Genomic DNA, 21,217 nt, shown 5'->3' with positions numbered 1-21,217 from the left:
TGGAGGATAGCGCTTATCACCTGATGCTCGTAGATGAGCATAGCAACATTGCAGCCGCAGGCCGGCTGCACAAAATAGATGCCGCTACAGCTCAGGTCAGATATATGGCTGTTTCGACAGAGCATCAGGGAAAAGGTGCCGGCAGCAGGATCCTGGCAGGTCTTGAAGCTCAGGCTGCAGCGTGGGGCTGTACCCATGTTCAGCTCAATGCCCGAGACACCGCTTTAGCTTTTTATCAGCGCTCTGGCTATCACAGTATGTCAGAAGCACCGGAGCAGTTTGGTATTCGCCACTATGTTATGCGTAAAACGATACGTCTGACTGACGACCAGACTCAGTTCAAATTGTGGTGTGATGATCTGAATCGGACCTGGCAGCAAACAATCCCAGTCAGTCAGTTTATGCAGCTGCATATCGACAGCTTTGATGGTAATGAATTTCGCTGCACCGCGCCAATGGCGCCGAATATCAATCTGCATAAGACGATGTTTGCCGGCAGTATTTATACCTTGGCCACGTTAACCGGTTGGGGGATGTTATATCTGCAACTGAGAGCACTTGGCCTGCATGGCGATCAGGTGCTGGCAAATGCGGATATCCGGTATATAAAGCCAGTGACGGCAGAACCGGTTGCGCGATGCGTACTGCAACATTGTGTTGGTGATCTGATGCCCCTTGCTGCAGGGCGCAAAGCAGTGCAGAAAATTAAGGTGCAAATTCTGTCCGGCGGTGAGATTTGCGCAGAGTTTTATGGCCGTTATGCCGTATTACCAACAACAGATAAGGCAGACCTCAACACGTGAAGATTATTATCATTGGTTACGGTTGGTTGGGGCAGCAACTGGCATTGCCACTGCTGCAGGATGGTCATCAGCTTTATGTTACACGCCGCAGTGCTGACGTTTTGACTAATCTGCCCACTGCAATATCCGGTTTGGTACTCGATTTGCGGCAGCCAGATTTAGCACAGGATCAGCAGTTGCTGGCGTTATTCCATGATGCACTGGTGCTGTGTGCGATTCCGCCCGGGCGTAGTGAACCTGACAATGCTTATCAGATATCCCTGCAGAGTTTGTATCAGTTGATGGTGCAGGCACAAAGCAGGGCGGTAATCCATTTCAGTTCAACCGGCATATACCAGGGATGTACAGGCGAGGTGGATGAATGCAGTGAATTATTGTTGCATCATCCGAGAGTGCAGTTGTTGAACGCCGGAGAACAGGCATTAAAACAATTTCCACAATGCATTACGCTGCGTCTGGCCGGATTGATGGGGCCGGGCAGACATCCCGGGCACAGCGTCGCCGGTAAAACACTGTCTGATCCCAACGGCGCGGTGAATATGGTACATGCTGCAGATATTCTGGCAGCGATTAATGCTTTGATATCTGACAATACCTGGTCTTCAGCGGTGTACAACCTGAGCTGTCCCGAACTGATAACACGTGAAAAATTCTATTTACGTGCCGCCGAATCGGCGCAAACAGAGGTGACATTTATCCGCGATGCCACTCAATCTCGCCGTGTGCTAGCTGAAAAATTTAGTCGTCGGTTTGGTTTCAGATATCGTTTTTCGTCGGCACCTGATGCTCTAATACACTGTTTTTGAACATTATTTGTTCTGAGATCGCTTTTATAAAGCATTTATCAGCTTCTTATTAAGAAAAAATACTCCGGCCGCCTGATACTCTTCGCTCAACAGATGGAGTTGAGGGTGTTATGAAAAATAAATGGTTGGTCATTTCTTCAGTCAGTACTGCCCTTGGTATTATTGCCGGCGCTATTTATTTACTGTTTGCCGAACATTCATTACTGCTTAGTAATAATAACTGGGTTTTGTCGGCCTTTTGGTCTGCTTTTATGCTGTGGACTTTTGTGCTGATGTTTGTTGTCGCATTAATATTTAATGTAATGGCATTCTTTGAACTGGATGAACAGCATCGTCTGTTTGGTTTTCCGCTGCCTTTGCGGACTTTTTTATCATCAAAAGACAAGCAGAACCAATTTTTACAGGATGCTGAACGGTTTTTGCTGGGACAGGGCAAGCTGTGCAACTCATCCCGGGTAAGCCCGGAGTACAAATGCCTGCAGGGTACAGATACCGAGAAGCTGGTACTCCTGCAGCAAAGAGAGCAAGCGGTTGATATTAATCAGATAAGAGCATTATTTCAGCAAATGCTGGCGGCTGATTTCACCAGCGGAGTGGCGGTAAGCTATGCCGGTTTCAGCAGCCAGGCCTGGATTTTTGCCCGTGAAGCTAATATTGAGTTACTAGACGCCAAGAGCCTGAAAAGGCAACAAAAGCTGCTACGTGTGCAACAGTTTGCCATGGTTTAAGCTGATATCATATTTTCATCGGGTTTTTTTAAGAATATTTGGCACTATGAAGTGCGAATGGAATCGATAAAAACAAAAGGACATAAAATACTTCCTGCCTGGCTGGACATTGTCCAGCCTTTTTCTGAGCATGGGAATGCACCTGGCGGCAGGATGCCGCTGTTCACTGTTTAACCTGCGCGAATATTATCAGGATATTTTAAAAGCACTGGCGGCTTGCTGTAAGGCTGCTGCAAGTGTTGATACGCCATCGCTGTGTTGCAAAGTCCGTTGCGCTTTTTCACTGCTAACATGAGCAACGTCAATCATTTGTTGCATATTGTCATCAATGGTATTGCCCAGTGCCAGCTGAGTTTCTGTGGCTGCGCTGACTCTGTTGCTGATAGTTTGAGTTTGCGCTATGGCTGCGGTTACCAGGCTCAGTGCAGAAACTAACTCCAGAGTTTGTGCAACACAGAGATCAGCATCTGTTTTGCCGTTAGTTATTTCGGATACCGCTTGCTTGCTCTGCGACTGCAGTGTTTCAATCATTTGGCGGATTTCGTCGGTAGCTTGTTGAGTCCTGCCGGCAAGTGACCGAACCTCATCTGCAACAACAGCAAATCCGCGTCCTTGCTCTCCGGCGCGGGCTGCTTCGATGGCTGCATTCAGAGCCAGTAAGTTGGTTTGTTCTGCAATACCTCTGATAGTCGCCAGGATGCCGCCGATATTATTCGCTTCATCGTTTACCCGGCTCATAACATCACTGGTCGTGGTCAACTGCTGCGCCAGGCGGTTAATCAGCTCATTATTTTGCCCGGCAATTAAATCGATCTGCTTACCTTGCTCTAATGCCTGATGCATCGCAGAGGTGGTTTCCGCCGAATGGCGGGCTATATCCCTTGTGCTGTCAGCCAGTTGTCGGGTGATATCATTGACTTCAGCAATCTGTTGCTGTTGGTGCTGTAGTGAGTCATTGATTTCTCCGACCTCATAAGCAGATTGGCTGGCATTCTGGTTCAGGTCGCTGGCGTTCTGCTGAATATTGACAATCAGCGCACTGAGCGCATTGATCAGACTGTTGACTTTAGCCGCCAGAGCACCAAATTCATCCTGATTTGTTATGCTGAGTTTACGGGTGAGATTACCACCAGCGATATCGCCGAGCACTTTATTAATGCCAGCCAGTGGCCGTAACATAGCATTAATTGTCAGATAGGCGGCTGCCACTGCCAGAATAACCAGAACCAACATCAGGCTGAGTGTACGGGTACTGCCTGAGCTAACGGTATCAGATACTTTTTGCTGTAGCAGACTAAACTGTGTATCAGCGTCAGTCAGCAGTGTATCAAGTGCTGTTACTACTTGTTCCACCCTTTTTTCTGACACGTTAAGCTGTGTCCGGGCTTCCTGTTGGGCTTTGACTTGTTGTAATTTCAGTTCTGACAGTCCAGTGCCAGATGCTAGTTTTTCGGTTAAGTTTGCTAATTGTTCCGTGACTGACTGCCATAAGCCATCTGTGTTTTGTCTGGCAACGAGATTAGCCATATAGTCAATATTTGCCTGCATATCACTAAGGGTAAAACTGATGTTTTCGCCGGCAGTTTCAGCAGCACTTAATTCGGTATAACCTGCCACTTCTTTTAATGTATTCAGCAAACCAAGCAACTGGCCATCGATACGGTTGGCACTGCCGGCGATCAGCTCCATTTGTTGCTCACCGCCTGGTAGGTCAAGGTAAGAAATATCCAGCAGATTTGCGCCGATATTATCAATCATTTGCTCAAGCTCCTTCAATTCTGCGCTGACCTGGCGCTGCAGTGCGATGCTGTCCAGATGGCTATTAAACATACTGCTAACAGCGGAGGCATACTGTTGATAGTGGTTGTCAATGTCGCTTAATGTTTTGGTAAAAGAGGGTTCGTTGCGGGTAAGCTGTGTCAGGCTGGCTAGCTGTGTGCGAAGTATGTCACTGCCGCTGTTAAACTGTTGCTGATACTGACTAATGTCAGCCGGATTGTCGGCGGTGTACCCTAACGCCGACAATTTGGCCAGCTTCAGCAGTTGTATCTGCGCCATATTACTTTGTTGTTGCACCGGCACAGCCTGTTGATTTACCAGATCACTTGAACGGGTAATTGCAGAAAAACTGACTAGCGCAGAACCGCTGGAAAGCAGCAGGAGCAGAGCAATAAAACCAAAGCCAATGATGACCTTATGGGCAACTTTTAATGTAAACACTCAGGCAAACTCCGCACTGTTACAGTGCCTTAAACATAGACACCAGACGCTTTGGAAACAACCTGAAATTAACAAAGAAAATTATACTGGTCTAGCCAGTAAATCGGTACATGAGCAAATTTGGGGCGACGGCACTAAAATGGTGCTGCTGTCTTGCCGCACAAATGGCAGTCTTCGTAAGCCGGTTTCAATTTCGCTGCAAAGATAAATTCAGATGACCGCCTAAACGATAACGGCTACCGGGCGATGTCAGGTAAGCCAGGCTGACTGCGCCTTCACGACTGAAGGTCCGGCGGGTCAATCTCAGGCAGGGTTCCGCTTTTTTTAGCATCAGATGTTTGCAGGTAAAATCGTCTGGCCAGATTGCCTCTACTGTGTGTTCTGCTTCTGTCAGGGGCGCAATGAAACTTAAATACTGGTGTGGGGTTTGCTGATTAAAATCCTGCTTAACATACTCTGGCACCAGCCGCGGGCTGACATAACGCGCTTCAAGTTGCAGTGGTTGATTATCTTCCAGATGCACAATTAAAGAAAAATACACTGCTTCATTACGGCGTAACCCAAGCGCGCTGGCGACTACGGTAGGACATGGCAGCTCTGTAAGCTGCAGCAGCCGAGCGCTGTATGCATGTCCTCGGCTGTGTATTTCGTCGGCAATATTACGGATTTCCAGCAAAGATGACTGAGATTTCAGTGCGGCGACAAAGCTACCAACTCCTTGCGTGCGGTACAAAATACCTTGCTCTGTAAGCTCTTGCAGCGCGCGGCGGGCAGTCATTCTGCTGACAGCGAACTGCCCGGCCAGCTCGTTTTCGGACGGAACTCTGCTGTGCTCCGGCCAGGCGGCGATTTCAATCTGGCTCAGTATGTATTCCTTGATTTCTGCAAATTTAGCAATTGCCATAACACCTCCGGCTTGGTTAAACAAAAAATACTGTAGCTTTGTTGTATATACAAGTTGGTGGTGTAGAATAATTTTAGTACCGCAGTCAGGAGAGCCGCTATGCAACAGTTTGATGCCATCTGGATTAACGCCAGTATCGCCACTATGACAGAAAATGGAGAGCCTTATGGCAGTATTGAGGATGCTGTGTTGGCGGTAAAAGATGGCCTGATTGCATTTGTCGGAAAACGCAGCGACTTGCCAGCTTTTGATAGTTTAACCACTCCTTTGTATGATGCCAGAGGGCAGTGGATTCTGCCTGGCTTTATCGACTGCCATACCCATCTGGTATACGCCGGCAACCGGGCTAATGAATTTGAAATGCGGCTAAACGGTGCTGACTATCAGCAGATTGCGGCAGCCGGAGGTGGTATCAGGTCAACAGTGGCTGCAACCCGTGTTGCCAGTCACGAACAGCTTTTTGTACTGGCGAAGGAGCGGCTTAATACGTTGTTGTCGCAAGGGGTGACGACGGTTGAGATTAAATCTGGCTATGGCCTGGATTTAGTGACAGAGCAGAAAATTCTTCAGGTTGCAGCTGAGCTGGAGCGCTGTCATCCGATCTCAGTGCAGAAAACCTTTTTAGGCGCACATGCATTGCCGGCTGAATTTGCAGCCAATGCAGATGGCTACATAGAAGCAGTGTGTCAGATGATGCCTGTGCTGCAGCAACAAAACCTGATAGACGCGGTAGATGTATTTTGCGAGGGTATCGGCTTTAGCACAGAGCAAAGCCGTAAAGTGTTTTCTGTGGCCAGCGAGCTGGGGTTACCGGTGAAAGCGCACGCTGAGCAGCTGTCGAATATCGGAGGCAGCGCATTGGTTGCGGAGTTTGGAGGCTTATCAGCCGATCATATTGAGTTTCTGGATGAAGCGGGTGTTGCTGCTATGGCTCAGGCCGGTACTGTTGCCGTATTGCTGCCGGGGGCTTATTACTTTTTACGGGAAACCCAATTGCCTCCGATTGATTTATTAAGGCAATATCAGGTTCCGATGGCTGTTGCAACGGATCTGAATCCGGGGACATCGCCACTATGCTCATTGCCATTAATGCTGAATATGGCGTGCACGTTGTTTCGCTTAACGCCGCAAGAGGCTTTGTTGGGTGTGACCCGGCATGCGGCTTTAGCTCTGGGGTTAAAGGACAGAGGGACGCTGGCAGTCGGCCAGAAAGCAGATTTTGCCTGCTATGGCATCAGCCAACCTGCAGAGCTGTGCTATCAGTTTGGTGTTAACCAACTTAAGCAACTGATTATTAATGGTAAAGAAGTTAACTGCCGGGTGTGAATTGCTTTACTTCAAGGCAATTTAGATTAAGCTAATAGCATAAATTGCACTGGAGTGAAGTGGTGTCTTTTCGCTGTTGTAGTCTGTTTTTAATAAGTTTTCCGGTTGCGGCGCAAGCTGAAGAGGCATTATATGCTGCTGTTGGGCTACTAAGTATTGCATTAGCACTGGCGGTTATCGGCATTATTAAGCTGAAATACCGCCTGACCAGGCTGTTGCAGTCACATAATGCTGCCAGCAAAGCTGTGCTGGGTTTTTACTCTCTGCATGATGATATCAGCGGCTTCCCGAATAAATTTTTTCTGCAGCAACAGCTAGATGAGCTGCTTAAAAGAGCCCCCGAACAGTCATTTTCGCTGTTACTGATGAAAATAAGTCAGTTTGACAAGGTTAATCAGCTGCTTGGTCATAGCAATAGCAATCTGGTGCTGGCGCAAATAGCCCAGCGCATTAACGATAAGTTAAAAACTGCGGACGAGGCGCTGACATTCGAGTTTCGTAAGCAGGTGCCTGTGCGGTTGTGTCATCTGGGAGGTGTTGATTTTGCTGTTTGGATTGCGTGTAACGACAAACCACATCTGGCAGAGTATCTGGCTGACAATCTGGAAAAAACGGTACCAGAGCCCATGATAGTGCATGGCTGCGCCGTCGATTATCAGCTGCATTGCGGTATTGCCCATTACCCACAGCACGGCACTCAACTTAGTGAATTGCTGGAGCGGGCCTACCTGGCCCAGCAGCATCACAATTGGTTACAGGGCCAGAGCCAGGTATTCAGCGCGGATATGCTGCATTACTCTACTGATAAACTGACACTGATGGCTGAGCTGCGTCAGGCGATAGAACAGCAGCAACTGGCTCTTTACGTGCAGCCGCAGGTGGATATGCAAAGCCGCGAAGTGCTCGCAGGTGAAGTGTTTGTGCGTTGGCGGCATCCGAGCCGGGGGCTGATGACGCCTGACAGTTTTCTGGCTCTGGCAGAGGAGACCGGAGTGATTTATCCACTAACACAGTGGGTACTGACGGAGGCCATTGCGACCATATCTCAGCTCAACAAAGCTGGCCTGGAAGGCAAAATTGCGGTGAATATTTCCAGTCAGGATCTGCTGCAGGATGAGCTGATTGACAGCCTGGATATGTTGTTTGCGAAGTATAATGTTCAGCCGCAGCAGCTAATTCTGGAAATTAAAGAAGGTGCCTTTGCCGCTCAACCCTCACAATCCATCAGCATGATGCAGCGCCTGCACAAGATGGGCATTGAGTTAATGCTGGACGATTTTGGCACTGGCTTATCCTCGTTATCCCATTTACGGCAACTGCCGGTTCAGTCCGTGAAAGTTGACTGCTCCTTTATCAATGACCTGCATAAATCTGATATCCATACCGCTATTACGGGTGCCATTATTGATATGGCGCGTAATCTTGGGCTGGGTGTAATAGCTGAAGGCGTGGAAGAGAAAGAAGTGGAGCAAAAATTGTTACGCATGGGGTGTAACCGCGGGCAGGGTTTTTTATATTCCCGGCCCTTTGAGCTAAGTGGTTTTGCCGTCTGGCTGAAACACTGGCAGCAGCAACAGACTAAATCGCAGTAGCCTGATGTTGCTTGCCCTGAATAAACGCAATCACCAATGCTGCCAGCACTTGCCCAGCTTCATTAAGCCCGGCCGATAATCCTGCCGGATGCTGGACTGGCGCTGCTTCCGCCAGATGCAAATAACGGCTGCGTGGCAGTTTGGCAAGCTGAAATACGAATTGCTCAGCATTGTGCACAGTTAAACCACAGTTGGTAAAGGCACTGACGGGCATCAGGCTGATACTGTCAGTATCCAGTTCAATACCAATATCGCCCTGACCGCGCACTACGTGTTCAATACATAAATCCAGCGCTTGCTGGTAATGCAGTTCCTGCCGGACAAAGATCCGCTGGTAGCTGCAGTATTCTGCGCCGGCTTCACGCAACTGTGTCAGTGTTGCGGCTGAGTTTTTCAGCTCGTGTAGCCCCAATACAAAATAATGCTCTAAATAACCAGCATTATGGGCATAACTGAAGCCATTACCGCTGTGCCGTCCTTCCAACGGTCTGAAATCTGAATGAGGGTCCAGATTGGCGCTGTTCGCCTTTTGTCCACTGCTTAAACTGAGTGCTTTTAACAACGGGTAACTGTTGTTATGGCCACCACCAATGACCAGCGGATACAAACCGGCGGCAAATATTGCCTGCACCGCAGTCGCAACGCGCTCATCCAACTCAGAAACCAGTAGGCGCAACTGCTCAGGTGATGCGCTCTGACCATTGTCAGTTACATCAGCTCGCTGCTGCAGGTCCTTACATTCAATATTTCCAAGCAGCAGAATTTGTTTTGCCGGAATAAAGTCGTTCGCCTGCAGGTTTAAAAACTTAGTTAAAAACGCCTGCCAGCCTTTATCTGCACCTGCAAGACCCAGGTTCGCCCTTGGTCCGATATCTTCCGGTACGCCCAGTAAAACATACCGGCAGCCTTCTGCCGCAGCCTGGCTAAGTTGCTGCGGTAAGTCTGCTGCTGGGGCGGGCAGGGTAACGCTCTGACCTAAGCGGGTTTCCCCGCCACGTGCAGTGCAAAAAAGTGATAACTGCGAGCTGGTGAAAAGGTTAAGCATAAGGCGGTATCGTCTTATTCAATATCCAGTGCATCAGGAGACATTATGATGCCGGTGCTGTCGGCGTAGAGATGATCGCCCGGTAAAAACGTGACACCAGCAAAATTGACCGGTACTTCAGTTTCGCCAAAGCCTTTGTCATCAGCGCCAACCGGGATAGCATTGACTGCCTGAATACCAATATCGAAATCTTCCAGTAAATCTAAGTCGCGCACACTGCCGTAACAGACAATGCCTTCCCAGCCATTTGTGGCAGCCATTGACGCCAGTTCAGCGTCAATAATGGCCCTGCGGGCTGAACCGCCGGCGTCGATGAGCAATACTTTACCAATGCCTGACTCACTGAGCATTTGCCTGACCAGGCCGTTGTCTTCAAAGCATTTAACGGTATGGATTTGTCCGCCGAACGAGCGCCTGCCACCATAGCTGGCAAACAAGGGTTCAACCACATCAACTAAATCGGCATAAAGATCACATAACTCTGATGTGTTGTATTCCATAACTGGCTCCGGCGGGAAAAACGTCTGTCCACAGTATAGCGCTGACTGAGACAAGCTCAAACTATTATTATTACTGGCTTTTCGCACATTTGAACGAAGCGTGTTGTCGAGCAGACAGGTTATTTGTTACTGTGTATTGAGACGACTTAACCGGTATATGCCGTGGCGCCAGAAATATTTTCCAGACTTGCTATCTACCTGACAGAGATGGGTGTCGCGTTGCTGCTCAGCTATCTGCTGTGGCGCCTGAGTCTGGCTTATAAGCAAAGTTATATCCGTTCCTGGTTTTTTGCCTTATTAGCGTTTGCTATCTACCAGTTGATGATCCTGCTGCAGTGGGCAATACCGTCACGTCCGGTGCCAACAACGGTGATGCAGTTCACGGTGGTATTTTGCAGCTACAGTTTTGCCGTGTTTTTGCTGCGCGGTATGATGCAGACCAGGAGCAGTGATGCGCATTTGCTCGGGAGGGTATCAGCGGCGAAACTGCTGGTTTTACTCGGTGTTGCCGCTGTGGCCAGTATTGCGCCTTTTGGCTGGCATGAGACTATCGATGCCTGGCAGCGTTATTTTCAACTGTATTTCCGCCTGTTGCTGATGGGCATTTTATTGCTGACTGCAGCGGTAAGCTTGTTGCAGCGAGCAGACAATGCCTTGGGGCAACGCCTGGCAGTTTTTAGTATGTCACTGTGGGGTGTACTTTATATTGCCTATACCGTCTGGCAATTGCTTAGTACAGGTCAGCCGGCTGATATCCGGTTATTGCTGGTATATAAATGTGTTGAATTGTTTTTATTAAGTTGTCTTGGGTTGGCGCTGCTGATTTGGCTGCATGAGCATGAGCGAAATACGAACCGGCAGTTAAGTGAAAAGGCGCTATATCTTGACCGTTATGATCAGCTGACCGGGGCACTTAACCGTGATGCTCTGCTAACACTGCTACAGGAAAAACTGCAGCAACCTGCAACAAGTTCCATTTATTTACTAATGCTGGGACTGGACAAATTTAAAACCATTAACGAGTCTGTTGGTTTAAAACAGGGCGATATATTGCTTCGTCAGCTAAATCAGCGGCTTGAAGGCAGTATTTTAAAACCGGCACTGGTAGCACGCACCGGTGGAGATATTTTTGCGCTGGCACTGACTGATGTCAAAACAGCTATACAGTTACAGTTTGCTTTAAGGCATTTGCAGCAATTGGTCGAGAAAAGCTTTGATCTGGCGGGAGGCCCGTTGCAGCTGAGCTGCACCATAGGCATTGCCAATGCGCCGGAGGATGCGACTACAGCAGAGAGCCTGCTGCAAAAAGCCAATATTGCGTATCATCAGGCTAAACGGCTGCAGCAACGTAGTCTGGCTTATAAAGCAGGTATGGAGGATGAGTCAGCCCGGTTGATTGGCTGGGAAACAGAGTTATTGTCAGCCATGCGCAATGACGAACTGGTGTTGTATTTTCAGCCTCAGATCAATTTACGTGACAATAAGCTTGAAGCATTTGAAGTATTAGTGCGCTGGCAGCACCCGGAGAAAGGCTTTCTGATGCCCGGGCAGTTTTTGCCGTTCGTCGAACAATTAGGATTAAGCCGTCAGCTTGATTTCTGGATCCTGCACAAAGCGGTGAAAACAATCAGTGAGTGGCGCAAGCAGCACATTCAGGTGCCGCTGGCGGTGAATATGTCGCCATTACATTTTCAGCAGGACGGCCTGAAGCAGAAAATTCAGCAGCTGCTGCTGCAATATAAGATTTCGCCAGACTTGCTTGAGCTGGAGATCACTGAAAATACCGCCATGCATGATATGGAAAAAGGCTCGAACCATGTGCTGGAGCTGCAGCAGATGGGGATCCGGGTATCTATTGACGATTTTGGCACCGGCTACTCGTCGCTGGCTTATTTACGCCGCATGCCGATTGAAAAAATTAAAATCGACCGCAGCTTTGTTATGGACATGGCAGGCAATGATTCTGATATGATTATCGTAAAAACGATGATTAAACTGGCGCATGGTCTGGGTAAACGCATTCTTGCCGAAGGCGTAGAAACGGCCATGCAATTGCAGTTGCTGCGCAATCTGTCATGCGACACTGTGCAGGGGTACTACTTCGCTAAACCGCTGTCAGAGCAGGATGCGATCAATTTTGCGCGCCAGCCGGTGTCATTATAGCGTCATAAAGCAAGGTTAGTCTGAGTTCAGTCAACGCTGATGACGGGGCTGAGCCATGTTACTTAAACGTCTTGAACAGTGGGATCAGGCGTCTTTTTGCCGGTTGTTTAGCCGCAGCTCTTCGCGGTTTATGTTTAATACCAGTTACTGGCTATCAAAAACTGCAGATGGTCCTTTGTATCTGTTATTGGCCGCGACGTTGCTGGCGCTGGAAATAAACGCTGCCCCCTCTTTTGGTCAGCTATTGCTGTGCAGTTTCGCGTTGGAACTACCACTTTATTTGCTGCTGAAGAACGGCATCAAACGTCCACGGCCGGCAGATGTACTCAGTGCTTTTATTCATGCGCATATCATTCCTTCAGATAGGTTCAGTCTGCCATCAGGCCATACCGCAGGTGCTTTTGTTGTGGCAACGGCTGTGGCTATTTATTACCCTTTGTTCTGGCCGCTGGCTTTAAGCTGGGCGCTGTGTATCGGCTTGTCCCGGATTATGTTGGGGGTGCACTTTCCACTGGATGTGATAGCTGGAGCGCTTCTGGGTACTTTGTGCACATTATGTTCCTACATGTTATACATCTGAGATTTCCGCCGCAAAATACCGAATTTTTTTTCTGCAGTGCGCTATCCTCAAGTGAGTTGTTAACAAACAGGATTGCACTATGAGCCAGTTAAGAAAATTGTCGATAAAACAGCGGTTATTTATCAATGGCGGAGCTCTGGTTATCGCAATGGCGATAATGCTGCTTATTCTGTTTTATCAGGGCGCCCAACTAACCAGTCTGGCAAGAACACAGCAGCTGGTTGAGCAGATTAGTGCGGATGTATTGATGTTTCGCCGTCATGAGAAAGATTTTATGGCGCGCACTGAACTGAAATATCAGCAACGTTTGAATGACCACTACCAGCTGATGCAACAACATATTACTGAACTTGACGCTCTGTTGCAGCGCCATAACATTGACCAGGCGCCTTTGCGCACTTTCTCTGGCTATACAGCAAGTTATCAACAGAAGTTTAATCAGTTGGTTGAATCACAGCAGCGCTTAGGGCTGGATGCACAGTCAGGTCTTATCGGCGACTTACGCCAGACAGTGCAGCAGTTGGAGGAGCGGCTTGACCAGCTGGGGCAGGACAACCTGACCATATTGGTATTGCAGTTACGCCGAGCAGAGAAAGATTTCTTGCTGCGCAAAGATATGGCCTATGCGGAACGCTTTAATACACTGTTTCCGCAGCTTTTGCTGCAAACAGGCACAGATAGCACGAGCAGAGCTTTGGCTGAGCAGTACAATCAGAGTTTCGCTGCGCTGGTAAATGCGATGCGTCAGATGGGACTTAGCGAAACAGAAGGTGCTACCGGTGAGATGCGCGGCGCTATTCACAGCACGGAAACCAGCCTGAAAGAGCTGGAACAACAAACGACGAAAGCTATAAACGATTCTGTCAGCTCCACTCAGCAGCTAGCGTTAGCTATTTTCATCATAGTGCTTGGTACTGTGCTGATATTGGTGGCCTTGACCAGTCGCAGTATTTTGCGGCCGGTAATGGAGGTGTGCCAGGCGATAGGGTTGATCCGCGCCAACAATGATTTTCGTATGCGTGTTGTTGTAGCCGGTAATGATGAGATGACCACGCTGGCAGTTGATTTTAATGCCATGCTGGGCGATTTTCAGGACTTGATTAAGACTGTTAATCAGGCGCTGGAAATGCTTGATACCGCGACAAATGAGCTGGCACGTTCTACCGCGGATACCAGCCGTGGCATGCAACAGCAACAAAGCGAAACCGATATGGTGGCAACAGCGGTGACTGAAATGGGCGCAACCATTAACGAAATCGCCGGTAATACCGAAATGACAGCGTCAAAAGCCGAGGCGACAAACCAGAATGCGCAAAGCGGCCGGGCAGAAGTGCAGCAGACGGTGCACCGTATTAATGCATTGTCAGATCGGCTGCAGCAGGCGACAAACGTGGTGGCCGAGCTGGAAAAAGACAGCAAAACCATAGGCTCGGTGCTGGACGTGATCCGAGGCATTGCGGAGCAAACGAATCTGTTGGCACTTAACGCTGCTATCGAAGCTGCGCGTGCCGGCGAGCAGGGCAGAGGCTTTGCTGTGGTGGCTGATGAAGTCCGTAATCTGGCTATGCGCACTCAGGAATCAACGCGGCAGATCGAAACCATAGTGCATGGCTTACAAGGCCGTACTAGCAATATTGTGCAGGTGATACAGGGTTGCCGGCAGGAAGGGAGTGATAGTGCGCAACAGGCCAATGTTGCTATGCAGCTGCTCAGTGAAATTACCCAGGACGTAACAAACATTATGGACATGACAACCCAAATTGCCGCGGCAATTGAAGAGCAGAGCCATGTTGCGGCTGAGGTAAACAAAAACGTGGTGAAAATCCGCGATTTATCGGATGAAACCTATGGTCATGCCAGACATAACGCCGCTATCAGCGAAGAAGTTGCGCAGCAAGCTGCAAACCTGCATCAGTCGGTAGACAGGTTTCAGGCCTGAGATCCCGGTTTTAAGGTTGAACTTTAACCGCGATAAGACTATCGCGGTTAGCGTTGGCGGCAGACAGCTGTGCCAGATACTGTTGCCATAAGCTTTGCTGCTGAGTGTGCAGCTGCTGTAAGTAGACCCAGCTGTATATACCGCTATCGTGGCCATCGTCGAACGTTAGTTTCACAGCATAATGTCCAACCGGTAGGATCTTGCTGATAGCAACCTGCTTTTTATTGCTGACCAGTTTCGGTTTGCCATGGCCACGTACTTCAGCCGACGGCGAAAACACACGCAGAAACTCCGCACTGAATACTGCTTTGGCGCCATCACTGAACAGAACATCCAGTTCATGGCGCTTACGATGATAGTGCAGGGTACTGACTTTAACGTCTGTACCCGCAGCTTTAGCAGTGTGTTGCTGTGCCATTACAGAATAAACCGGCTTAAGTCGTCATCTTTAACCAGTGCACCTAAATGTTTGTCAACATAAGCGGCATTGATTTCAATGTGCTCACCAGCATGATCTGCTGCATCGTAGGATATTTCCTCCAGCAGTCTTTCCATCACGGTATACAGCCGGCGTGCACCAATGTTCTCAGTGGTTTCGTTAACCTGCCAAGCCGCCGCGGCCAGACTTTTAATGCCATCCTCGCTAAAGCTCAGGTTAACGCCCTCTGTTGCCAGCATGGCTTTGGCTTGCTCAGTCAGAGAAGCTTTCGGCTCGGTCAGGATGCGTTCGAAATCGGCTGCACTTAATGCTTCCAGCTCTACCCGTATTGGTAAGCGGCCTTGTAACTCCGGCACTAAATCAGACGGCTTGCTCATCTGAAAGGCGCCTGAGGCAATAAACAGAATATGGTCGGTTTTGACCATGCCATGTTTAGTGTTTACCGTACAGCCTTCAATCAGCGGCAGTAAATCGCGCTGCACGCCTTCACGCGATACGTCAGGGCCGCTGGTTTCACCGCGCTTACAGATTTTGTCTATTTCATCCAGAAACACTATGCCGTTCTGCTCTACAGCTTCAAGTGCCTGAGCTTTTAGCTCTTCCGGGTTCACCAGCTTAGCGGCTTCTTCTTCAATCAGCTGCTTCATAGCATCTTTGATTTTCAGCTTACGCTTCTTCTTTTTCTCACTACCAAGGCTTTGAAACATGCTTTGCAGCTGCGATGTCATTTCTTCCATCCCGGGCGGAGCCATAATTTCAACACCAATATTCGGCTGGGCTAAATCAAGCTCGATATCTTTGTCGTCCAGCTGGCCCTCGCGCAGTTTTTTGCGAAATACCTGACGGGTATTGCTGTCTGATGCCGGTTTATTATCGGCATCGCCCCAGCCATCTTTGGCCGGCGGCAGCAAGACATCAAGAATACGCTCTTCTGCCGCTTCTTCAGCGCGAAAGCGGTTTTTCTCGATGGCTTGTTCGCGGTACATTTTCACCGCGCTGTCTGCCAGATCACGGATAATGCTTTCGACTTCTTTCCCGACATAACCCACCTCGGTGAATTTCGTCGCTTCCACTTTGATAAAAGGCGCATTGGCCAGTTTTGCCAGACGACGGGCAATTTCGGTTTTACCGACGCCGGTCGGGCCAATCATCAGGATATTTTTCGGGGTGACTTCCTGACGCAGTGCAGCATCAAGCTGCATCCGGCGCCAGCGGTTACGCAGCGCAATGGCTACCGCGCGCTTGGCTTTGTTCTGGCCGATAATATGCCGGTCCAGCTCATGTACAATTTCTCTTGGGGTCATATCAGACATAGGATACCTGCTTATAATTCTTCAATGGTCTGATGGTGATTGGTGTAGACACAGATATCACCGGCGATAGTCAGACTTTTCTCAACAATGTCACGGGCGCTGAGGTCAGTGTTATTCAATAAGGCGGTTGCAGCAGCCTGGGCGTAAGGCCCACCGCTGCCAATGGCGATAAGATCCTGCTCTGGCTGCACCACATCGCCATTGCCGGTAATAATCAGTGAAGTATTGGCGTCTGCTACTGCGAGCAGAGCTTCGAGTTTGCGCAGCATGCGGTCGGTACGCCAGTCTTTAGCCAGCTCAACGGCGGCGCGCATCAGATGGCCCTGATGTAGTTCTAACTTCGCTTCGAAACGCTCGAACAGCGTAAAAGCATCTGCCGTGCCACCCGCGAAGCCGGCAATCACTTTGTTGTTGTACAGACGGCGTACTTTACGCGCGTTGCCCTTCATTACGGTATTACCCAGTGAAACCTGGCCATCACCGCCGATGGCGACATGGCCATCGCGGCGAACAGAAACAATAGTAGTCATGAATTAGCCCTGTGGCGTGATTAACTTAGGGCATAAGTGTGGCTGCGTCAGTGCGATTTCAAGACCAGTTCCAGATCCGGCAGGTATTAATGTTCAGCTGACGCAGACGGTTATTATCGGCTGTTGCCTGCCGCTTTGATTCATACGGACCCAACACAACCCGGTACCAGACGCCATTGCTGCCTTCTGTACGACGAATTTGTGAAGCAAAACCAGCAAACGCAATCTGCGCTTTCATCGCTTCAGCCTGTTGTTCAGCCCTGAATGATCCGCACTGCATCTGGTAAGGGCCACCTGATTTCTGCTCGGTCACTTCAACTTTCACCTCTTTGTTTTCCAGCTCTTTTATATACTGGTAGGGCTCGGTGGTTGGTTTGGCAGGTAACTCGTCCTGTTTCACGGTTTTTTCAGGTTTAGCAGCGGGAGCAGGGGCTGCAGGCTGCTGGTTTAAAAACCACAAAAAGTAAACAAAGCCACTGATTAGCAAAAAGGTAACGATCAGCAACAGCCAGGGCTTAGCCTGAGCTGGTGCTGCGGCTTTGCGGTTGTTACGGGCATTACTTGCTCTGGCCGGTTTTGCTTTAGGCCGGCTGGCTCTGACATAGTCTTTCTGAGGCATAAGTAGCGGATACTGTTACTTCCTGATTGAGCGCTATTCTACAAGGTTAAGCAGAAAAAGAAACACAAGCCGCCGCTTCAGGTCAGATCTGTCGGGTCTACGTCGAGTTGCCATTTTACCTTACGGCTAAGCGGCCAGTTGCTGATAGGGCGCAATATATGCTCCAAAGCCTGATGCATGCTGCTGCGGCTGGCGCTGTACAACTGCAATTGCCAGCGATATTTCCCAGCCCGCCGTTCCATTGGTGCGGGAATCGGGCCGAGTAACTGCAAGGCGGGAAAAGCTGCAATACCATCGGCAACCTGCTGCAACCAGTGCTGGCATGCGTCGCTGTGATGCGCTTCTGCAGTGAACATCGCCAGGTGCTGATAGGGTGGTAAACAGGTTTGCTGACGCTCCAGCAGCGCACTGCGGGCAAAGGAAGCATAACCATTATTGATAATATCCTGCAGCAGCACGTGTTCAGGATAATGCGTTTGCAGCAACACTGTACCACCACTGCTACCACGACCGGCACGGCCAGCAACCTGTGTCAGCAGCTGCGCCAGTTGCTCTGGTGCACGAAAATCGCTGCTGTATAAAGCGCCGTCAACATCGACAATCACTACCAGGCTGACATTGGGGAAATGATGGCCCTTCGCCAGCATCTGAGTGCCGACTATCAACCTGGCTCCACTGCTATGAATATCCTCCAGCGCCTTATGCAAAGCGCCTTTTCGCCGAGTGCTATCGCGGTCTAAGCGGGTAATGGCAACATCTGGAAACAGCTGCTGCAGGTTTTCTTCCAACTGCTCTGTGCCCTGACCCAGGGGTTTGAGCTGTGTGCTGCCGCAACCACCACACTGACGGGGTATAGCTTTGCTGGCACCACAGTGATGACATACCAGCTGGCGGCTTTGTTTGTGATAAGTGGTGAAGGCGCTGCAGCGGTGGCATTCTGTCAGCCAGCCGCATTCCTGGCAGCTGAGCGCCGGGGCAAAACCACGACGGTTTAAAAACAGCATGACCTGATTTCCCTGAGCCAGCTGCTGTTTGATCTTTGCCAGCGTCTGACCGGCCAAACCAAACTGCAGTACCTGCTGTTTTAAGTCGACCAGTTCAAACTGAGGTAAGGCTTGCCCGGCCGCACGATCTGGCAGAGGCAAATGAATAAAGCGTTTATTCAGCGCATTATGCAGGCTTTCCAGACTTGGTGTGGCAGAGCCAAGCAGAATAGGGCAGTGATGCAGTGCTGCTCTTTTAATGGCTAAATCACGGGCATGATAACGAAAGCCATCTTGCTGCTTAAGCGACTGATCATGTTCTTCATCAATGATAATCAGCCCCAGCCGCCAAAACGGCAAAAACAGTGCTGAGCGGGTGCCGATAATAATAGCGGCTGCACCTGTACTTGCCTGCAGCCAGCAATGTAAGCGCTCGCTATCGGTAAGTGCCGAGTGCCAGCATAATACCGGTACATCAAAGCGGGCCTGAAAGCGCGCCAGAGTTTGCGGGGTCAGGCCAATTTCAGGCACTATGACCAACACTTGTTGTTGCTGACTTAGCAGGCTGGCAATGCTTTGCAGGTACACTTCTGTTTTACCGGAGCCGGTGACCCCCTCGAGCAGCAAGCGTTCAAAGCGGCCAAACGCCTGGGTCACCGCTGTTACGGCCATAGCCTGTGCGGCGGTTAACTTTAAGCCTTTCGCAGCTGTGTGCGGCGCTGAAAAGGGCTGAGGCGGAACTATTATCTCTTCAGCCAACTGCTTGTCGATAAGCTGCTTGAGTGTGGGGCGGCCATGTTGCTGCAACAATGCTGATTCGGTAAGCGGATGGCGCAGTAATGCCTGCCACAATGCCAGTTGTTTTGTTGAGCGCTTTAATGCGGCGGCATCCAGCTGTTTGCCGTTATCGCTAAGCTGGTAAGCTTTAGGCTGATAATCTGCCAGATTACGCCCTTCGCGCAGTAAGGCAGGCAAGGCACTTATCAAGACTTCGCCCAGTGGATAATGGTAATAATCGGCAGCGAAGCTGAGTAACTGGCATAGCAACGCCGGTAGCACCGGCGCTGGGTCAAGCACCGCGACAACCGGCTTTAACTTATTGCTGTCAAAACTGTCGTTGGGGTCTAATTGCCAGACAACACCCACCAGTTTGCGGTTGCCAAAAGGCACCAGCACGCGGCAGCCAACCTGAACCTGCATAGCAGCATCAATAAGGTAATCGAAATGTTGTCTCAGCGGCACCGGCAGGGCCACACGCACTACAGTCACAACAGAATTCCAGTTAAAAGTAGTTTTCAAGTGTAAGGACAGGCCACAAAAATGCCAAGCAAAACAAAAAATATCAGCTTAAAGACAGAAGCTGTTGCAACTTAAGCGGCTATCAATTAAGCTACGCGCCCTAAATTAACTGTAATTACGTATGGTGTCTGGCAAATTGTTTGACCAGATAGCGATACGGCCTAACGAGGTAACCCATGAAACCAGGTATTCACCCAGAATATAAAGAAATTACGGCAACCTGTACTTGCGGTAATTCTTTCAAAACTAAATCTGCACTGTGCAAAGACATCCACCTGGACGTTTGCTCAGCTTGCCACCCTTTCTACACCGGTAAGCAGAAAGTGTTGGACGTAGGCGGCCGTGTAGATCGCTTCAAGAAACGTTTCTCTGTTCTGGGCAACCGTTAATCGGTTTTGCCAGGTTCAGCAAAAAAGCACCCAAGGGTGCTTTTTTTGTCTCTGTGCTTTGGGTGTTTTTTGTACAAATAGTCGTTATTTAGCGAAAAAATATTTTTATTAGTTTTCCTCTCAGACTGCTCTGTCACCAAGTTTGCTTGTAATGCTAGATTTTTAGTTTTATTTCAAATGTTTATGGTAGCTCTTTTGCCAATGCTCCCACTGTGCAGCAGTATGCCGGCCTCAGATAGTGGCATGTTTATGCGTATGCCCTTACATGGGTATGCACGGATAGCGAACATTTAAGATGCGGGCGGCCAGACGTCTCTTGGCTGCGTTCAGTTTAGTTGTTATAACAAACAAAGTTACGACTAAAGTGTTATGGCATTCCAAGCAGAATTGCGCTGGTACGATCAGACCGATTCCGTTTCTCTTATCGGGTAGCGCTCATTAGAATAGGCCTCCTTTTGCGTAGCGACACGACAATAACAATACGCTTAGCCCTACAGACAGCAGGATAGAACCGATGGCAGATTTCAGACAACAGGCGCTGCGTTACCACGCAGAACCCACACCCGGCAAAATTAGTATCGAGATCAGTAAGCCGGCCGAAACCGTAACAGACCTGGCGCTGGCATACAGCCCTGGTGTCGCTGAGCCGGTGCGGGAAATTGCTGCCGATGTCGACAACGTTTACAAATACACAGCTAAGGGCAATCTGGTGGCGGTGATCAGCAATGGCACTGCCATTCTGGGGCTGGGGAATCTGGGCCCTATGGCATCCAAACCGGTGATGGAAGGCAAGGCATTATTGTTTAAACGTTTTGCCAATATTGACTCGATTGATATCGAAGTATCGCACCGCTCAACAGAAGAATTTATCAATACCGTTGCCAATATTGCCGATACCTTTGGCGGTATTAATCTGGAAGATATTAAAGCGCCAGAATGCTTTGAGATAGAAAAAGAGCTGATTAAACGCTGCAAAATACCGGTATTTCATGATGACCAGCACGGTACGGCCATTGTTACGGCGGCGGGCATGTTAAAT

At 49.4% G+C, this 21,217-nt stretch carries 18 protein-coding genes and 1 pseudogene; 10 read left to right on the top strand and 9 right to left on the bottom strand.

What is annotated here, in order from left to right; all coding sequences use genetic code 11:
- From VIN66_RS05490 to VIN66_RS05480, 3 genes are all read left to right on the top strand, one after another.
- Nucleotides 1–803: bifunctional GNAT family N-acetyltransferase/hotdog fold thioesterase (locus tag VIN66_RS05490; RefSeq protein ID WP_331923027.1), on the top strand; the 803-nt coding region annotated here is incomplete at its 5' end.
- Complete coding sequence (locus tag VIN66_RS05485) at nucleotides 800–1,609, top strand: hypothetical protein (RefSeq protein WP_331923026.1); 810 nt, start codon at nucleotides 800–802, stop codon at nucleotides 1,607–1,609. The genes VIN66_RS05490 and VIN66_RS05485, both read left to right, overlap by 4 nt.
- A 110-nt stretch (nucleotides 1,610–1,719) precedes the next feature.
- On the top strand, nucleotides 1,720–2,337 hold the full coding sequence (locus VIN66_RS05480; RefSeq protein WP_331923025.1) for a restriction endonuclease: 618 nt from the start codon (nucleotides 1,720–1,722) through the stop codon (nucleotides 2,335–2,337).
- A 189-nt stretch (nucleotides 2,338–2,526) separates the two neighbouring features.
- On the opposite strand, the gene VIN66_RS05475 is transcribed toward VIN66_RS05480, so the two are convergent.
- Entirely contained in the window at nucleotides 2,527–4,557 is a 2,031-nt protein-coding gene (locus tag VIN66_RS05475) for a methyl-accepting chemotaxis protein (RefSeq protein ID WP_331923024.1), read from the bottom strand.
- Between the two features lie 187 nt (nucleotides 4,558–4,744).
- Nucleotides 4,745–5,461 carry a histidine utilization repressor gene (hutC, locus tag VIN66_RS05470; RefSeq protein WP_331923023.1) on the bottom strand — a complete coding sequence of 239 codons (717 nt, stop codon included), beginning with the start codon at nucleotides 5,459–5,461 and terminating at the stop codon, nucleotides 4,745–4,747.
- A gap of 99 nt (nucleotides 5,462–5,560) precedes the next feature.
- On the opposite strand from hutC, the gene hutI reads away from it, so the two are divergent.
- Entirely contained in the window at nucleotides 5,561–6,787 is a 1,227-nt protein-coding gene (hutI, locus tag VIN66_RS05465) for an imidazolonepropionase (protein WP_331923022.1), read from the top strand.
- 62 nt (nucleotides 6,788–6,849) lie between these two features.
- Nucleotides 6,850–8,379: a putative bifunctional diguanylate cyclase/phosphodiesterase gene (locus VIN66_RS05460; protein WP_331923021.1), complete on the top strand. Its 1,530-nt coding sequence runs from the start codon at nucleotides 6,850–6,852 to the stop codon at nucleotides 8,377–8,379.
- On the opposite strand, the gene VIN66_RS05455 is transcribed toward VIN66_RS05460, so the two are convergent.
- Nucleotides 8,366–9,424, bottom strand: coding sequence for a formimidoylglutamase (locus VIN66_RS05455; RefSeq protein WP_331923020.1), 1,059 nt, complete (start codon nucleotides 9,422–9,424; stop codon nucleotides 8,366–8,368). The two genes, VIN66_RS05460 and VIN66_RS05455, sit on opposite strands and share 14 nt — an antisense overlap.
- Before the next feature lie 14 nt (nucleotides 9,425–9,438).
- On the bottom strand, nucleotides 9,439–9,924 hold the full coding sequence (gene rraA / locus VIN66_RS05450) for a ribonuclease E activity regulator RraA (protein ID WP_331923019.1): 486 nt from the start codon (nucleotides 9,922–9,924) through the stop codon (nucleotides 9,439–9,441).
- Nucleotides 9,925–10,086: 162 nt separating this feature from the next.
- On the opposite strand from rraA, the gene VIN66_RS05445 reads away from it, so the two are divergent.
- The 3 genes from VIN66_RS05445 to VIN66_RS05435 all read left to right on the top strand — a co-directional run bounded on the left by VIN66_RS05445 (nucleotide 10,087) and on the right by VIN66_RS05435 (nucleotide 14,606).
- Nucleotides 10,087–12,087, top strand: coding sequence for a bifunctional diguanylate cyclase/phosphodiesterase (locus tag VIN66_RS05445; protein WP_331923018.1), 2,001 nt, complete (start codon nucleotides 10,087–10,089; stop codon nucleotides 12,085–12,087).
- Nucleotides 12,088–12,142: 55 nt separating this feature from the next.
- Nucleotides 12,143–12,667: a phosphatase PAP2 family protein gene (locus VIN66_RS05440; RefSeq protein ID WP_331923017.1), complete on the top strand. Its 525-nt coding sequence runs from the start codon at nucleotides 12,143–12,145 to the stop codon at nucleotides 12,665–12,667.
- A 79-nt stretch (nucleotides 12,668–12,746) separates the two neighbouring features.
- A complete protein-coding gene (locus VIN66_RS05435) occupies nucleotides 12,747–14,606 on the top strand; it encodes a methyl-accepting chemotaxis protein (RefSeq protein ID WP_331923016.1) in 1,860 nt (619 codons plus the stop codon).
- 10 nt (nucleotides 14,607–14,616) lie between these two features.
- On the opposite strand, the gene VIN66_RS05430 is transcribed toward VIN66_RS05435, so the two are convergent.
- From VIN66_RS05430 to priA, 5 genes are all read right to left on the bottom strand, one after another.
- On the bottom strand, nucleotides 14,617–15,024 hold the full coding sequence (locus tag VIN66_RS05430; protein WP_331923015.1) for a DUF971 domain-containing protein: 408 nt from the start codon (nucleotides 15,022–15,024) through the stop codon (nucleotides 14,617–14,619).
- Nucleotides 15,024–16,358: an HslU--HslV peptidase ATPase subunit gene (hslU, locus tag VIN66_RS05425; protein ID WP_331923014.1), complete on the bottom strand. Its 1,335-nt coding sequence runs from the start codon at nucleotides 16,356–16,358 to the stop codon at nucleotides 15,024–15,026. The genes VIN66_RS05430 and hslU overlap by 1 nt, the downstream gene beginning before the upstream one ends.
- Before the next feature lie 11 nt (nucleotides 16,359–16,369).
- Nucleotides 16,370–16,888 (bottom strand): ATP-dependent protease subunit HslV, encoded by a 519-nt coding sequence (hslV, locus tag VIN66_RS05420; protein ID WP_134051901.1) that lies wholly within the window; start codon nucleotides 16,886–16,888, stop codon nucleotides 16,370–16,372.
- 58 nt (nucleotides 16,889–16,946) lie between these two features.
- A complete protein-coding gene (locus VIN66_RS05415) occupies nucleotides 16,947–17,507 on the bottom strand; it encodes an SPOR domain-containing protein (RefSeq protein WP_331923013.1) in 561 nt (186 codons plus the stop codon).
- A gap of 77 nt (nucleotides 17,508–17,584) precedes the next feature.
- Nucleotides 17,585–19,759, bottom strand: coding sequence for a primosomal protein N' (gene priA, locus VIN66_RS05410; protein ID WP_331923012.1), 2,175 nt, complete (start codon nucleotides 19,757–19,759; stop codon nucleotides 17,585–17,587).
- A 206-nt stretch (nucleotides 19,760–19,965) separates the two neighbouring features.
- Here priA and rpmE point away from each other — a divergent pair, with 206 nt between their 5' ends.
- Nucleotides 19,966–20,178, top strand: a complete 213-nt coding sequence (gene rpmE / locus VIN66_RS05405; RefSeq protein ID WP_092792296.1) for a 50S ribosomal protein L31 — start codon at nucleotides 19,966–19,968, stop codon at nucleotides 20,176–20,178.
- 514 nt (nucleotides 20,179–20,692) lie between these two features.
- Nucleotides 20,693–21,217: pseudogene (locus VIN66_RS05400) on the top strand (malate dehydrogenase); the annotation flags it as partial.

The sequence above is a fragment of the Rheinheimera sp. genome (genome assembly GCF_036568245.1).
Taxonomy (GTDB): domain Bacteria; phylum Pseudomonadota; class Gammaproteobacteria; order Enterobacterales; family Alteromonadaceae; genus Alishewanella.
Note: the sequence above shows the minus strand (reverse complement) of the source record. Positions and strands in the feature narration are given on the sequence as shown.